The sequence below is a fragment of the Synechococcus sp. W60.3 genome (genome assembly GCF_047502615.1).
Classification (GTDB): Bacteria; Cyanobacteriota; Cyanobacteriia; order Thermostichales; family Thermostichaceae; genus Thermostichus.
The window spans coordinates 1-14830 of record NZ_JANSHJ010000008.1; the positions used below are offsets into that span (position 1 = coordinate 1).

Here is a 14830-nt window from a genome sequence, read left to right on the forward strand (position 1 = left end):
GGCGTGGTCTTGTTCGGGGCAGTGCCGGCGGTGGAGCTGCTGCAGTTTGCTGCTTTGACCGACATCGTAGAGGGGCTGTTGGTCATTTCCGGGCGGGTGCTCATCGGCGCCTTAGTGTTTGGGATCGGTCTTTACCTATCCAATTTGGCCCATTCCATGATTAAGAGCCTCGGCAACCCCTCCTCAGGAGTGCTGGCCCAGGCGGCGCGGGTGGCCATTTTGGTTTTCGTTGGCGCCATGGCCCTGCAGCAGATGGGCGTAGCCACCGATATTGTGGTGCTGGCCTTTGGCCTGGTGCTGGGCGCCATTGCTGTGGCTGTGGCTTTGGCTTTTGGCTTGGGAGGTCGCGATGTGGCTGCCGAGCAGATCCGGCAATGGCTCAAGCGGGAGTGAGAGCCTCGCTGGGTGAGCCTCTAATAAAATTGCCCCGCCTGGCATATGGGCGGGGTTATTCCTTCGACTCTGGGCCAACCTAAACTGGCTCTGGAACTTTGGCTTCTTCTGCTGCTGTTTCTTGCACTACAATCTTGCCCCGGAACACAACATAGTTGTAGATGTTGTAGGACAAGATCACCGGAATCAAAAAGCCAATAAAGGTGAGCATAAACACCAGCGAACTGGGAGAAGCTGCCGCCTCGTAGATGGTAACGCTGGGAGGAATGATGTTGGGGAAAATCATGAACCCCAAGCCGATAAAAGAAAGGGCAAAAATGAGAAAGGTGTAAACCAAAGGGCTATTTTCCTCTCGGCGGCGCAAGCTGCGCAGCAACAGAGCCACCAACAAAAGCCCCAAAAGGGGGATTGCAGCAAAGATATAGAAAAGAGGCGGCGAGAAAAGCTGGGAGCGCGCCTGCTCCGACATAATGGGGATGCTGATGGTAATAAACACTGCCCCCAGCAAAGTTGTCAACGTGGCGATGGTGGCTGTCCTGTAATAGGTTTTCTGGATTTCCCCAGTGGTTTTCACAATCAAGTAAGCAGAGCCGATCAAAACATACCCCTGGATGAGGGTAAGAGCCACCAACAGCGTGCGCCAGGTCAGCCAATCCCAGGGGCTGCCGGCAAAGTGGCCGGCTTCGTCCACTTGGATCCCTTCGAAGACGCTGCCCAAGGCAAATCCCTGGCCCAAGGCTGCCAAAAAGCTGCCCACCCCGAAGGCGATGTTCCACACCAGCTTGTTGTCGGCGTTTTCCCGAAACTCGAAGGAAACGGCCCGCAAGATCAGGCCCACCACCATGATCACCAAGGGTATGTAGAGGGCATTGAGAATGGTGGCGTAGGCGAGAGGAAAAGATCCAAATAGGGATCCCCCCATCAACACCAGCCACGTCTCGTTGGCATCCCAAACATTGCCCAAGCTGGTCATGAGAATGCTGCGGCGCGTCTCGCTGGAAGCCGTCAGGGAAAGGATGCCAACCCCCAGGTCAAATCCATCGAGCAGAACATAGAGAAAGAGGAATAGACCGAGGATAAAAAACCAGACTTGAGGCAGAAACTGCTGCAAAGGCTCGAAGGATTCCATGGTCCTTCCCTCCGCTTTAGGTATTCCTAGCCAGGCCAGTTCGAGACAGTTCCAACTGCGATGTCGCCTGAGCACTGGCACTACCGAGCTTCCGCCGGACGGCGATCCGGCTCGTGGCGAGCAGGCTCGATCACGATCACCGGCCGGGTTGCTGGAACGGGGGCAGGCAGCTCCAGGTTAGGCCCTTTGCGGATGATGCGGCTGCCGAAGTAAAGAGCGGCCACGAAAAACACGGTGTACAAAGCAGTTAGGCCGACCAAGGAAAACAGCACCTCTCCGGGGGGCAGCGGTGAAGCCGCTTCTACGGTGCGCAGTTGCCCGTACACAATCCAGGGCTGCCGGCCAACACAGCGGACAATCCAGCCAGCCTCGACGGCAATGTAGCCCAAGGGGCCGGCAAAGACCCAAGCCCACATCAGCCACTTTTGCTGAGGAAGGGCCTCTGCCGACAGTTTGCCCCTCAACCACTGGATCAAGGTAGCCCCCACGAGCCCGGCCATAAAGAAGCCAATGGCCACCATCGTCCTAAGGGAGTAGTAGATGAGGCCAATCATGTGAGGGCGATTTTGGGGATCCCAAGCTTTCAGGCCCTGCACCGGTCGATCCAGCCTGGGCTTGAACTCGAGCAGGTAGCCCAGCGCGCCGGGGATCTTCACCTCCCACTCGTTGCGCTCCTCACGCTCATTGGGCAAGGCAAACAGGCTCCAGTCCGCCCTCTCGCCGGCGGGGAGCGTCTCCCACTGGGCCTCCATAGCCGCCAGCTTGGCCGGTTGATAGCGATACACTTGCTCCGCGCTCAAGTGGCCAATAAACACCTGCAGAGGGGCCACCACCAGCGCCATCACCAGGACCACTTTGAGGGAGCGGGAAAAAAACTCGCTGTGCCGCCGGTTGAGAATGTACCAGGCGCTGATGCCACCGATGACAAACAAAGAGGTTTCCAAAGTGGCAAAAAACATGTGCAGAAAGCTATTGACCATGAAGGGATTGAAAATGGCCTGCAGGTAGTCACGTACCACGAACTTCCCATCGACAAATACCCCCCCCTGCCGGCGTCTGCAGCCAAGAGTTAGCCGTCAGGATCCAAAAGGTAGAGAGGTTGGAGCCGAAGGCCACTAAGATTGTCGAGATCCAGTGAATTACTGGCGGCACCCGCTCCCAGCCAAACAGCATGATCCCCAGGAAGCTGGCCTCCAGCATAAAGGCCATCGTGCCCTCAAATCCTAGGATGGTTCCAAAGAAGTCGCCCACCGCCTCAGAGAAAGGGGCCCAGTTCATGCCAAACTGAAAGGCCATCGGCAAGCCTGAGGCCACGCCAAGGCCAAAGTTTAACACATAGATCTTTGACCAGAAGCGAGCGTGGCGATAGTAATCTAGATTGCGAGTTTTCAGCCAAAGTCCTTCAATTACAACAAGATAGATGGACATTCCTGTTGTTAAAACCGGCCATAGCATATGAAACATGGCCGTGAGGGCAAACTGTAGTCGAGAAAGGGTGACGGTGTCTAGAAACATAATTTTCCCTAAGCTTGGAGGGTTGTAATGAGTACAGCTTTACAACTTTAGGAGATCTATTTTCCGCTGCTCCTAGGGTTACATCTTGGGCAAGACAACGCGCAGGCTGTTCAAGTCTAAAGGTTAACTTTAGAATCCTGGGAGTGCCAGCTTTTTCCTGTAACATGGGATACAAAAAATCTCAGCCCTGGAGCATCGGCCTGGCAGCCTCAAGGCTGGTAGCCAACTAACTTTCCCACTCCGGAAAGGGCTTGTTGAGGTTTCCAGCGGCTACAAATGCCAGAATTGGGATCCCGGCTTGAGTTTGCAGTTTGCGGTGGAAAGATGTCGTTTATCCCACTGGTGCACTTTCTTGCCCAATCGGGCTTGGTGCAAGAGTTGGCCGCCCGGCTGAGATCCCAGCGACGAGCTGCTTTGCAGGGAGGGGGGCGGATTGCCAAGGGGTTGATCGCCTCGGCTTTGGCCCAGCAGGAAGGGAGATCCCTATTGGTGGTTACCGCCACGCTGGAAGAGGCGGGCCGCTGGACAGCCCAACTGGAGGGCATGGGCTGGGAGAGCGTGCAGCTTTATCCCACCTCCGAGGCTTCCCCCTATGAGCCGTTTGACCTGGAGCCAGAGTTGGTGTGGGGACAATTTCAGGTGCTGGCCGACTGTCTCCAGGGCAGAAAGGGCATGGCCATTGTGGCCACGGAGCGGGCCATACAACCCCACCTTCCCCCACCAGAGGTGTTTCAGTCTTTCTGCCTCAAGCTGGAACCCGGCGCGGAGCTGTCGCCGCAGCAGTTGGGGCAGCAGTTGACCCGGCTGGGCTATCAGCGGGTCAGCCTGGTGGAAAGTGAGGGTCAGTGGAGCCAAAGGGGCGATATTCTCGATATTTTCCCGGTGGCCTGCGAATGGCCGGTGCGCCTGGAGTGGTTTGGCAATGAACTGGAGCGGCTGCGGGAGTTTGACCCGGTGAGCCAGCGCTCTCAAGACGGGATCCCCCATGTCTGGCTAACTCCCACCGGCTACGGGCCCATCCTCTGGCCAGCGCTGCAGGAAAAGGCGGATTGGCTCTCCCCAACCCTGCGGCAGCAGTTGGAGCAGTCGCCCACCCCCCCGGAGGGCTTGCGCCGTTTTCTCGGCCTGCTCTACACCCCTCCCGCCAATCTGCTCAGCTATCTGGATCCCACCACCCTCATCCTGATCGACGAGCCAGAGCAGTGCCAGGCCCACAGCCAGCAGTGGCTCTACCACGCCCAAGAACAGTGGAAACAGGCCCAGGTTGCGGAGCCGGCTCTGCAGCCCTTTCACCGCCCCTTTGATCTCAAGGCTCCCGACTGGGATCCCTTCCCCTGCCTGTTGGCCCGCACCTTTGCCCCTGCTGGCGAAGCCGAAGCTGCCCTTGACCTAAAAAGCCGGCCTGTGCCTACTGCTCCCCACCAGTTTGGATCCCTGGCCAAAACCCTGCGCGAGTACCGCAAGCAGCAGTTGCGGGTGTGGATCCTCTCCGCCCAGCCCTCCCGCACGGTGGCCTTGCTGCAAGAACACGACTGCCCGGCCCAGTACGTGCCCAACCCCAAAGATTTTCCAGCCATTGAACGCCAGCTTCAGTCCTACACGCCAGTGGCCCTGAAGTACTCCGGCTTGGCTGAGCTGGAGGGGTTCCTGCTGCCCACGCTGGGGTGGGTGGTGCTCACCGACCGGGAGTTTTTCGGCCAGCACAGCCTCGCCACTCCCACCTATGTGCGCAAGCGCCGCCAGGCCAGCTCCCGCCAGGTGGATCCCAACCTGCTCAAGCCGGGGGATTTTGTTGTCCACAAGGCCCATGGCATCGGCCAGTTCTTACGGCTGGAAAGCCTCACCATTGGCGGCGAAACCCGAGAATACCTGGTCATTCAATACAGCGATGGCTTGTTGCGGGTGGCTGCCGACCAGGTCAACTCCCTCTCGCGCTACCGGGCCAGTGGAGATGGGCCCCCTGCACTGCACAAAATGTCCGGCAGCACCTGGGAAAAGACCAAGCAAAAAGTCAAAAAGAGCCTGCGTAAAGTGGCCCTTGACCTGCTGCAGCTCTACGCCAAGCGGGCCGAACAGGAGGGCTATGCCTTCCCGCCCGATTCTCCTTGGCAACAGGAGTTTGAGGAGTCTTTTCCCTATCCTCTAACACCGGATCAAATTCGCGCCGTCCAGGAGATCAAGCGGGATATGGAGTCTCCCCGCCCCATGGATCGGCTGCTGTGCGGGGATGTGGGTTTTGGCAAAACGGAAGTGGCCATCCGCGCCATTTTCAAAGCCGTAACCGCCGGCAAACAAGTTGCCCTTTTGGCGCCAACCACCATTCTCACTCAGCAGCACTACCACACCCTCAAAGAGCGCTTTGCCCCCTACCCCATTCAAGTGGGCCTGCTCAACCGCTTCCGCACTCCCGAGGAGAAAAAAGAGATCCTGGCCCGGCTTAAAAGCGGCGAGCTGGACGTAATTGTAGGCACCCACCAACTTTTGGGCAAAGACGTGCAATTTCGCGATTTGGGCCTCTTGGTGATTGACGAGGAGCATCGCTTTGGCGTCAACCAAAAAGAGAAGATCAAGCTCCTCAAAACCCAGGTGGATGTGCTCACCCTTACGGCTACCCCTATTCCCCGCACGCTGTATATGGCCTTGTCAGGGTTGAGGGAAATGAGCTTGATCCAAACTCCGCCTCCGTCGCGGCGCCCGATTAAAACTCACCTTTCTCCCTACAATCCTGAGGTCATTCGCACGGCTATCCGCCAAGAGTTGGATCGCGGCGGGCAAGTCTTTTATGTGGTCAACCGCATTGAAGGGATCGAAGAGACCAGCGCCAAATTGCGGGAATGGGTGCCCGGTGCCCGCATTGCCATTGCCCATGGGCAGATGCCGGAAGGGGAGCTGGAAGCGACCATGCTGGCTTTTAACAGCGGAGAAATCGATATCTTGGTCTGCACCACCATTATTGAATCCGGTTTAGATATTCCCCGTGTCAACACTATTTTGATCGAAAATGCCCAGGAGTTTGGTCTGGCTCAGCTTTACCAATTGCGAGGACGGGTGGGCCGGGCCGGGATCCAAGCTCATGCTTGGCTGTTCTACCGAGAAGATGGCATCCTCACCGAAGAGGCCCGCAAGCGCCTGCAGGCCATTCAGGAATTTACCCAACTGGGATCCGGCTATCAGTTGGCGCTGCGGGACATGGAAATTCGCGGCATTGGCAACCTCTTGGGAACTCAGCAATCCGGACAACTCAACGCGGTGGGCTTTGATCTCTACTTGGAGATGTTGCAAGAGGCGATTCGAGAAATTCGCGGCCAAGAGATCCCGCAGGTGGAAGACACGCAAATTGACCTCAATATAACGGCCATGATCCCGCAGAGCTATATCCCTGACGAAGATCAAAAGATGCAGGCCTATCGCCAATTGGCGGCTGCCGGCTCTCGGGTCGAACTGTTGCAAATTGCCCAGGAATGGCAGGATCGCTTTGGCCCCTTGCCCAAGCCCACCCAGGAGCTGCTGCGGGTGATGGAGCTGAAGATTTTGGCCCGCACGCTGGGCTTTTCCCGCATTAGGCCGGCCAAGGAGCATGTGCTTTTGGAAACCCCCATGGAGGAGCCGGCCTGGAACCGCCTCAAGGAAGCCCTGCCGGCCCATTTGCAGTCTCGCTTTGTCTATCAGCCGGGCAAGGTGACGGTGCGGGGCCTGGGAATGGTGCCTGCGGCCCAGCAACTGGAGAACCTTTTGCAGTGGCTGGACAAAATGAGCTTGGCCCTGATGGAAGCCCGGATCCCAACAGCCACCTAGTCCTGGCTGCGGGGGGGCTGGGCTCTGCCGTGAGAAACTGGGATGGATGGCCGGCCCTTCTCGGGTGGAACTTTTGCACTCCCTTTTGCCTCGTGTTTGCCCCATGAAGGTTCTAGAAGCCCACCACCTTCAGAAAACCTACCGGCAGGGGGGCAAGGAGGTTCGGGCAGTGGTGGATGTCTCCCTGGCGATTGCGGCAGGGGAGATCCTGGCTTTTCTGGGGCCCAACGGGGCCGGCAAGACCACCACCATCAAGATGATCGCCGGGCTGATCCAGCCCGATGCCGGCAGCGTGCGCATCCTGGGGCGGGATCCCCACGCCGATCCGGGTGCGCTGGCCCAGGTGGGAGCGGTGCTGGAAGGCAATCGCAACCTCTACTGGCGGCTTACCCCCTTGCAAAACCTGGAGTACTTTGGCGTGCTGCGGGGGTTATCCCCCAGAACGGCTCGCCAACGGGGGGCAGAGCTGCTGGAGACCTTTGGCCTGGGGGAGAAGCGGGATGTTGCCGTGCAAACCCTTTCGCGGGGTATGCAGCAGAAGGTGGCCATTGCTGTTGCCCTTCTGCACCAGCCGGCTCTGCTGTTGCTGGATGAGCCTACCTTGGGGTTGGATGTAGAAGCCGCCCAAGCGGTGAAATCCTTGATCCGCCAAATTGCCGCTTCAGGTCGGGCCATTCTCCTCACCACCCACCAACTGGATATAGCCGAGGCGCTCTCAGACCAAGTGGCTGTGATCGAGCGGGGGATAATTATTGCCCAAGCTCCCACGCAGGAGATGATCCGGCAGTTTGCCGGCGCCGCCGGCTCTTACCGGATTGAGTTGGAGCAGAAGCTGGATCCCAGCCGGGCGGAACGCCTGGCCCAGCAAGGGGTGGAGATCCTGGGATCCCATCAGCTGCGCTTCAGCGGCTCCTCGGAGACTTTGTATCAGGTGCTGGAGATCCTCAAGCCCTTGCCCTTGCTCAGGATCAAGCGCGAGGAAGCGGATCTCACCCACATTTTCCTCAAGCTGTTGAAAAGGAGAAGGGAGCAGGGATGAGGCCACTGCTGTACCTATTTTGGGCCGAGCTGAAGCGGGCCTGGATCCAGTACATCCGCTATCCGGCAGAAGCCCTGGGCGGGATCCTGATCACCACTTTTTTCTTCTATGCCCTCTTTGCCGGCGCTCAGTATGTGGCGGGGCCGGCCTCGCAGTTTGGACAACGGCTGGATGCGGTGGTGATTGGCTATGTGCTCTGGACGCTGGTCATTTTTGTGGTCAACGACATCGCCCTCAACCTGCAGGTGGAAGCCCAGACAGGCACCTTGGAGCAGGTGTTGCTCTCGCCATTTTCGGCAGCCACTCTCTTCTTGGCACGGGCTTGTGCCAGCTTGGTGTTGCGCTTTTCCATTGTCGTCGTCATTCTGGGCGTCATCTTATTGCTGACGGGCAGCCGGTTGCGGTTTCCCCCTGCTCTGGTGTTGCCGTTGGCGAGCGTGGTGCTGGGGGCCTATGGCTTCTCGTTTTTGCTGGGATCCGCCGCCTTGATTTGGAAGCGCATCCAACAACTGTTGATCCTCAGCCAATTTGGCCTGCTGTTTCTGTTGGCCACCCCCACAGAAGAGTGGTCGGGATCCCTGAAGTGGCTGGGGCAGATGCTGCCCATGACGGCGGGGGCCGGCTTGCTGCGAGATGTGATGGTGCGGGAGGCGGGTTTGGATCCCTTGCGGCTGCTCATGGCTCTGGCCAGCGGCGTGTTCTACTTCGCCTTGGGGCTGCTGGCCTTTCGCCGGGCGATGCAGCTAGCCAAACAGCGCGGCATCCTGGGATCCCAGTAGGACGTTGTCAGAGGGAGCGTCGGTCGCCAGGGGAGCGCAACAGGTGAGGGAAGTGGTACTCCACGGCGCCGGTGGTTAGGTTGTTCTCGGGGGAGGCGATGCCCCGGCGGCTCAGCTCTCGCAGCGCCTTTTCAATCTCGTCAAAATCAGCAGGCAGTTCGATGGCGATCTCCGAGAGGGTGAGGATCCCCTGCCGCTGCTGCGCCAGCCGCAGAATCTCCCGCATCAAAGCCTGACCCTTCAAAGGCTGAGGCGGCGCCGAGACCCCCTTGGCGGGAGCCGGAGAGGGGCGGATCCCCTGCAAGACGGCCAGCTTGAAGTTGTGGTCGTCCACCATGCCTGGGATCAGAAACAGGTCGATCAACTGGCCAAAGCCCAAGAGCCCAAAGGTCAAAAGCCAGAGAAGGCCCGTCACAGTCTTGCCCAAGTAGAGGCGATGGACACCGCAGATGCCGAATATGCCCAGCGCCCAGAGGAGCATGACTCTAGTCAATAATAAGCTCAACTATACTGAAAATAATGTATAATATGTTCAGTACGGATTACTACCAGTTGATCTTTCTGTTTACTTTCGAGTCTGCCAACATGGTAGCCAAAGCAAAGCAGAAAATTGGTAGTAAGACGACACGGAAACTGCGCTTTGGGTATTCTACTCAAAGCTTTGCGGGATACCGCCATTCTGTTTGGACTCCGTCCCGCTAACGCGAATGGAAACAAGCAGAATGCTATCGCTGCATAGTTGAACAGTGATGTTCAGCAGTGTTCAGTGTAAATGTATCAGATAGGCAATACCGACCGATTTGGGCTCGGCGGGGAGCAGCAGGTAGCGAGAGCTCATAGGGACTCGTCCAGAAGAGGTGGGGCAGGTAACCCTAGTCTGCCATCTTTTGCGTTGGACAACCCTCCTTCCCCTGTCCTAAAAAGCAGGCCTGGATGTGGCCTCAAGCAGAAAAGAGCCTGAAAATGGGATCCAACCCTTCCATCTTGCAAAACTTCGTCACACTGAGGAAGCGGGGGTCACGCCTACCGAAGGCCAAGGAAGCTCGATGCTTGAGCCCATCTTGATCGGGTTGAGTGCTGTGCTCTGGGGCCTCCTCTGGGGCTACGCCACGCTGCTGGTCCTGCTGGTGAACTTCAAAGAACAGGGATCCGTTTACGCCTACCCCATGCAGGCCGTGCTGGATCGCTTTGTGGAATCGCTGGGGCTGGGCTGGCTTAAGGATCTACATGCCATGCAACTGCAGCCGCTGCGCCGGATTAGCTACGCCCTCTTTGCCGCCGTTACCCTGGGCGTCGTCTTGATGCTCTGGGTCTTGGGGTAAGAGGCCTCCTCAACAATCCTGGGTCTGCCCCCGAGGGAGATGGAAAATAGACTGCAGCTTTTTCAGGCAAGCCTGGATCTGGGCCATCTCTTCTGGATCCAACTTCTGAAAGCGCTCCTTTAGGTAGGCCACATGGGCCGGGAAAACCTGCTCAAACAGTTTTTCCCCCTCTTCGGTAAGCACGATCTTGAAGCAGCGGCGGTTTTCTGGGGGTACCTCGCGGCGCACCAACCCCTTCTGCTCCAGGCGATCCACGATCCCGGTCAGCGTCCCCTTAGTAACCAGTGTCTTCTGGGCCAGGACATTCATCGTCAGGCCGGGGGTGTTGCCGAGGGTTACCAACACGTCAAATTGGGGGGCAGTCAGCCCCATCTGCCGAATGTGAGCGCCGGCGTAATTTTCAAAGGCTTGGTAAGCCCGTGCCAGATCCCTCAGCAGCCCCAAAAAAGGCTCCCGCGCCGCCACCACCGAGGGCTTGAGGGCCTCGCCTTGGGGAAGCGGAGAGGACAGAGACTCAGCAGAACTGGGCATCGCTGCAGATCGTCGAACGAGACTAATCCATCCGACAAGAACAGTTTTGGCTTCATGATAGCCGACTGCAATATAGTCCTAATGCAAATTGACGGCCATTACGCCAACTCCATGAAGCTATTCCATCCCAAGGCAGCGTACAAGAGCTCTCTCCATATCCAGAGGGGGCTTAGGGAAGCGGGGCGAAGACCGGAAACGGCCCAGTGTGTTTCCAGCTTATTTTCAGCGACCTCGAGCCTCAGCCCTGGGGATCCCGGCTGCGTCTGGGCGGATCCCTCGGACGAGATGTCGCCATCTGGCTGCTGCGGCTGCGGAAGTTGGATAGTAAACTACCCGACTCCGACCGCCCCCCTTCCCCCCGTATACGGGGGGATGTAGGGCGGCTGGTTTACAGCAGCCCCCAAAAGTGCAATGACATAGGCGCTACGCTTCGCTGATGCTAACGCTCCGTTGTAGTCTGCGTCCCACCACAACCTTCACCCCAGCCCGCAGCGCCTTGTAGTACACAAACTGCCTCAGTTGATAGAACGCCCAACTATTGGACCGCCGACGCTCGGTTTTGTTGCGCGGCTGTGAGTTGACACGCTCTCTGATTCCAGTGAGGTCTGCCCAGGCAATCGTGCTATCGGTCGCCTTTGCCCTGGAAACAATAGCCTTGGAGATGCAGGGATTGACCCAGGTTTGCAAGCGTCTCTCCTGACCAGACAGCCGTTGCAGCAGTTCCCGACATCTCCGCCGTGAACTGCGTCTGCCCTGACTGGCTTTTTGTTGGAGGATCGCTCTCAACCAGAAGTAGTGGTCTCTGACCTGGTTCAACGGCTGTCCATGCCAGTTATCCCCCTCTGAGGTGTGTGCAATGTCTTTTCTACCCAAGTCCACCCCCATGACCTTGGCGGTGTTTTGCGGCTCCGGCAGGTCATGCTCCACACAAATCTGGATGGAGTAAGAACCCTCTTTGCGTTTGACCACCGTGGCCGATTGGGGATTGGTGCCGGCCAGCATCCCTCGTTGATAGTTGCCGATGGACAGCTCCAACCGTTCCCGCCCCTCAACGGTGGTGAGCGATACTGTCCAGTCTTTCGCTCGGAAGGAGAAGATGCGGACAGCGTAGGTCACGAAGCCCGCCTTGAAGGCTTTGACCGGACGGTTTTTTCTGGCTGGCAGTCTTGCGGGCAGATACCACCCGTCTGCATACCTGTTGTGCCAGGTTGCTGGATAGGCCAAAGCGGGCACGGATGTCGCGGTAACCCAGAGATTGGAGCTTAAGGGCGTTGAGGATCTTCTCCGGCGTGTTTTGGTTGACCCAGTTCAAGGCCTGCACAAAGGCGTCCAGAGTCGCATCCAGCTTGGCGGCTTGGGAATTAGATACCTTGAGCTTGCAGGAGATGGTCAGGACTTGAGTCATGCTGTGATGGTACATCAACAGACCGCATTTCTCCCGTCACTGACCGGCCCGGTCCCCGGCCCCCCAGTCCCCCCGTATACGGGGGGGATATAGGGGGGTACGGAGCAGGGCTCCTGCAGCTTCTAGCTGAATGGAAAATCACCATCGAGGCTCAAACGGCAAGGTACCCATGGCACACGCTGCAATTATCCTTACGATCCTGCTGGGCTTTTGGGGAGTGGTGGTCAAGCGCAATCTGATCATGAAAATCTTGGCCATGGATGTGATGAGCACCGGGGTCATCGCCTTTTTTGTCATTTGGGCCGCCCGCACCGGCGTGTTCACTCCCATCTACAAGCCCTGGCGCCAGGTGGACTATGCCGACCCGGTTCCGCAAGGAATCATCCTCACGGCCATCGTCATCGGCCTGTCGGTACAAGCCCTGATGTTGGTGGGGGTGATGAAGCTGTCCCGCGATCATCCCACCTTGGAAGTGGAGAGTATTGAGCAGGCGGTAGCTGATGACTGAGCTGACGACCGAACTGACGTTGGTCTGGGTGGCACTGCCCTTTTGGCTGGCCTTTGCCACCTACTTGCTGCCGGCTTTGACCCGTCCCAGCCTGGTCATCATGGCTGGACTGACGATAGCCTACGCAGTGCAGCAGGGAGGCCTGCCAGGGGCAACTGCTGCGCCGTTGGAGCTCCAGTTGCTGGATCACTTCGGGGTGACGTTGCGGATCGATGGCAACGCCGCGGCCATGCTCCTGGCCCATGGCCTGGTCACCCTTGGGGTGGCCCTGTATTTGGATCGGCGCTTTGTGGGCAGCCGCTTTCTGGCCATGCAGTTGCTGATCGTCCACGGCAGCGCCAACGCCGTCGTCATCAGCGCTGACCTGATCAGCGTCTATGTGGCCCTGGAGGTGCTCAGCATCGGCGTGTTTTTGCTGCTCACCTACAGTCGCCGAGCAGAGTCCCAGCCGATCCTGGGGGAAAGCGCCCCGCACCGCTCTCGCGACCGTCAGCTCTGGGTGGGGCTGCGCTACCTGTTCATGAGCAATGTGGCCATGCTCCTCTACCTGGTGGGATCCATGCTGGTCTATGTGCGCACCGGATCCCTGGCGATGAGCGGCTTGGCCCTGGCCGACCCCACGGCTCTTGCCTTGATTGCCGTTGGCCTTCTGGCCAAGGGGGCAGTCTTCGTCGCCGGCCTGTGGCTGCCCCTCACCTACGCCACTGCCGATCCTGTCATTGCGGCGGTGCTCAGCGGTTTTACTACAAAAGCAGGCGCCATGGCCCTTGTGCGCTGCAGCGAGTTCTCGCCCGTCTTGGCGCAGGGGCTGCCCTACTTCAGCGCAGGCGCGGCGGTCTTTGGGATCCTTCTGGCTTTGATGGCCAGCACGCCCCAGCGCCTTTTGGCCTGGAGCTCGGTGTCGCAGATGGGATTTGTCATCGCTGCACCCCAGTGGGCGGGTTTGTACGGCCTGGCCCATGGGCTGGCGAAGCCCTTGTTGTTTGTCGGGGCTGCGATAACCAATCGCTGGCGCTGGTCGCTGCTGATCTTGGGGACGGCCTCGCTGGCGGGGGTGCCCGGCACTTTGGGCTATGCAGCCAAGGCCCTTAGCTTGTCAGCTCTGGATCCCTGGCACGAGTGGCTGCTGGTGGGGGTTACTGTCGGCACCACCTGCATAGCCGTGCGGGTGCTGCGAGCTTTTCCTTCTCAAACAAACGGGGACACTACCCCGGCAGCCGGTTGGCCAGACAAGGTGGCCCTAGTCCTTTGGGGCGGGGGCTTGCTCTGGTTCTGGCTGCCAGCGGCCTATGACGTCGATAATCTCATCAAGGCGTTCCTTAGCTTGGGCCTCGGGATCCCGCTGGGCTGGTTTTGGGAGCGAATTCCTGTGAAGGGATGGCGTCTGGATGAAGGGCTAGAGGCAGTGGTGGGCGGCTTGAGCGTGGTGTTGGTGCTGGCCTGGATTCTGCTAAGTGGAGTGAACCATGTGGCGCTACCCTGAGTTGGGCTTGCTGGAAATTGGCCTGCGGCTTTTGATTTGGTTTTTGCTGACGGGTAATCTGAGTTGGGACAATGTGGCCATCGGGGTGGCGGCGACGCTGCTGCTGCCTCGGCAGGCCTCTGCGCCGGTGCGGTGGCGGGATTGGGGGCGGGTGCTCAGGGAGATCGTTTTCGCCGTTCCGAAAGCTTACTGGGAGGCCTTTGAGATGATCCTCAGACCCCACACCGTAGAGGAGGTTGTATACAAACAAACTCTCCCCAATCGTTCGGCGGGACTAGTGTTTCTCGACATCTTTTTGATTACTTTTACGCCCAAAACCATTGTGCTCAATTGCGATGCCCAAGGCACCTACGAGGTGCATCTGCTCAAGCCGCGGGAGGAGGCGTGAATCTACTGCTGTTTCTGCTGACTTTGACCCTATGCCTGCCGCTGTATGCCGCCTGGCTGAAGGAGGATATTTGGCAGACGATGCTGGCTTTTGCCAGCTTATCGACCAAGACGGCCATCCTGGTTTTGGTGGTATCTGTGGTGCGGGATGACTGGATGATCGGGATTGTGGGGGTCTTGATTTTGTCGGTGGGCAATGCAGCCCTAATGCTGCTGGCCCACGTGCTCAAGCGCTTGGAAATGCTTTAAGGGGAATCAACATGGAAGTTTTGGTGGAGGCTCTCAGCTATCTTCTGTTTGGGATCGGGGTGCTGTTTTGGCTGTGGGGAACAGCGCCGCTCCTTGGGGATCGCTCGATTTTGTTTAAGCTGCACGGCCTTTCGGTGTCGGACACGCTGGGATCCATGAGCATCATGCTGGGGCTGTTGCTGCGGATCCCAAGGGAGTGGCCTCTGCTGGTGTTGGCCCTGATTTCCTTGGCCATTTGGAACACCATCTTGGGCTATGTGCTGGCCTTTTGCTCGCAGCGCAAGTCCCTATAGGA

The 14830-nt window shown here is 58.4% G+C and carries 12 protein-coding genes and 3 pseudogenes; 10 read left to right on the top strand and 5 right to left on the bottom strand.

The features are described 5' to 3' along the window. A pseudogene (locus tag NW846_RS04365) lies at positions 1–393 on the top strand (hypothetical protein); the annotation flags it as partial. Positions 394–472: 79 nt separating this feature from the next. Here the strand turns inward: NW846_RS04365 and cydB are convergent. Continuing rightward, on the bottom strand, positions 473–1522 hold the full coding sequence (gene cydB, locus NW846_RS04370) for a cytochrome d ubiquinol oxidase subunit II (RefSeq protein WP_414515387.1): 1050 nt from the start codon (positions 1520–1522) through the stop codon (positions 473–475). 80 nt (positions 1523–1602) lie between these two features. Beyond that, positions 1603–3037 (bottom strand): annotated as a pseudogene (locus tag NW846_RS04375) (cytochrome ubiquinol oxidase subunit I). Between the two features lie 324 nt (positions 3038–3361). Between NW846_RS04375 and mfd the strand changes: the two are divergent. The 3 genes from mfd to NW846_RS04390 are packed head-to-tail and all read left to right on the top strand — an operon-like array spanning position 3362 to position 8650. Continuing rightward, on the top strand, positions 3362–6832 hold the full coding sequence (gene mfd, locus NW846_RS04380; RefSeq protein WP_414515389.1) for a transcription-repair coupling factor: 3471 nt from the start codon (positions 3362–3364) through the stop codon (positions 6830–6832). Positions 6833–6878: 46 nt separating this feature from the next. Continuing rightward, positions 6879–7871: an ABC transporter ATP-binding protein gene (locus NW846_RS04385; RefSeq protein ID WP_228375236.1), complete on the top strand. Its 993-nt coding sequence runs from the start codon at positions 6879–6881 to the stop codon at positions 7869–7871. Further along, positions 7868–8650, top strand: a complete 783-nt coding sequence (locus NW846_RS04390; protein ID WP_414515391.1) for an ABC transporter permease — start codon at positions 7868–7870, stop codon at positions 8648–8650. The genes NW846_RS04385 and NW846_RS04390 overlap by 4 nt, the downstream gene beginning before the upstream one ends. 7 nt (positions 8651–8657) lie before the next feature. On the opposite strand, the gene NW846_RS04395 is transcribed toward NW846_RS04390, so the two are convergent. Further along, positions 8658–9143, bottom strand: coding sequence for an NINE protein (locus tag NW846_RS04395; RefSeq protein WP_228375234.1), 486 nt, complete (start codon positions 9141–9143; stop codon positions 8658–8660). Positions 9144–9696: 553 nt separating this feature from the next. On the opposite strand from NW846_RS04395, the gene NW846_RS04400 reads away from it, so the two are divergent. Further along, a complete protein-coding gene (locus NW846_RS04400) occupies positions 9697–9972 on the top strand; it encodes a hypothetical protein (protein WP_099813128.1) in 276 nt (91 codons plus the stop codon). A 9-nt stretch (positions 9973–9981) separates the two neighbouring features. Here NW846_RS04400 and NW846_RS04405 read toward each other — a convergent pair whose 3' ends face one another. Then, a complete protein-coding gene (locus NW846_RS04405; protein ID WP_228375232.1) occupies positions 9982–10503 on the bottom strand; it encodes a MarR family winged helix-turn-helix transcriptional regulator in 522 nt (173 codons plus the stop codon). 465 nt (positions 10504–10968) lie between these two features. Next, positions 10969–11908, bottom strand: a pseudogene (locus NW846_RS04410) (RNA-guided endonuclease TnpB family protein); the annotation flags it as partial. Positions 11909–12077: 169 nt separating this feature from the next. Between NW846_RS04410 and NW846_RS04415 the strand changes: the two are divergent. Genes NW846_RS04415 through NW846_RS04435 form a run of 5 tightly spaced genes read left to right on the top strand, consistent with a single transcriptional unit; the run spans position 12078 to position 14828 of the window. After that, positions 12078–12416 carry a cation:proton antiporter subunit C gene (locus tag NW846_RS04415; RefSeq protein WP_011430587.1) on the top strand — a complete coding sequence of 113 codons (339 nt, stop codon included), beginning with the start codon at positions 12078–12080 and terminating at the stop codon, positions 12414–12416. Then, positions 12409–13899 carry a cation:proton antiporter gene (locus tag NW846_RS04420; RefSeq protein WP_011430586.1) on the top strand — a complete coding sequence of 497 codons (1491 nt, stop codon included), beginning with the start codon at positions 12409–12411 and terminating at the stop codon, positions 13897–13899. The genes NW846_RS04415 and NW846_RS04420 overlap by 8 nt, the downstream gene beginning before the upstream one ends. Next, positions 13883–14287: a Na+/H+ antiporter subunit E gene (locus tag NW846_RS04425; protein WP_041438403.1), complete on the top strand. Its 405-nt coding sequence runs from the start codon at positions 13883–13885 to the stop codon at positions 14285–14287. The genes NW846_RS04420 and NW846_RS04425 overlap by 17 nt, the downstream gene beginning before the upstream one ends. Further along, the gene (locus NW846_RS04430) at positions 14284–14535 is read left to right on the top strand and encodes a hypothetical protein (protein WP_011430584.1); all 252 of its coding nucleotides are present in this window, start codon (positions 14284–14286) and stop codon (positions 14533–14535) included. Before NW846_RS04425 ends, NW846_RS04430 begins: the two co-directional genes overlap by 4 nt. Positions 14536–14546: 11 nt before the next feature. Further along, complete coding sequence (locus NW846_RS04435) at positions 14547–14828, top strand: monovalent cation/H(+) antiporter subunit G (protein ID WP_011430583.1); 282 nt, start codon at positions 14547–14549, stop codon at positions 14826–14828. Positions 14829–14830 lie beyond the last annotated feature (2 nt).

Coding starts and splice junctions, on each gene's coding strand:
- cydB (WP_414515387.1), bottom strand. CDS start 1,522: ATGGAATCCTTCGAGCCTTTGCAGCAGTTTCTGCCTCAAGTCTGGTTT.
- mfd (WP_414515389.1), top strand. CDS start 3,362: ATGTCGTTTATCCCACTGGTGCACTTTCTTGCCCAATCGGGCTTGGTG.
- NW846_RS04385 (WP_228375236.1), top strand. CDS start 6,879: ATGGCCGGCCCTTCTCGGGTGGAACTTTTGCACTCCCTTTTGCCTCGT.
- NW846_RS04390 (WP_414515391.1), top strand. CDS start 7,868: ATGAGGCCACTGCTGTACCTATTTTGGGCCGAGCTGAAGCGGGCCTGG.
- NW846_RS04400 (WP_099813128.1), top strand. CDS start 9,697: ATGCTTGAGCCCATCTTGATCGGGTTGAGTGCTGTGCTCTGGGGCCTC.
- NW846_RS04405 (WP_228375232.1), bottom strand. CDS start 10,503: ATGCCCAGTTCTGCTGAGTCTCTGTCCTCTCCGCTTCCCCAAGGCGAG.
- NW846_RS04415 (WP_011430587.1), top strand. CDS start 12,078: ATGGCACACGCTGCAATTATCCTTACGATCCTGCTGGGCTTTTGGGGA.
- NW846_RS04420 (WP_011430586.1), top strand. CDS start 12,409: ATGACTGAGCTGACGACCGAACTGACGTTGGTCTGGGTGGCACTGCCC.
- NW846_RS04425 (WP_041438403.1), top strand. CDS start 13,883: ATGTGGCGCTACCCTGAGTTGGGCTTGCTGGAAATTGGCCTGCGGCTT.
- NW846_RS04435 (WP_011430583.1), top strand. CDS start 14,547: ATGGAAGTTTTGGTGGAGGCTCTCAGCTATCTTCTGTTTGGGATCGGG.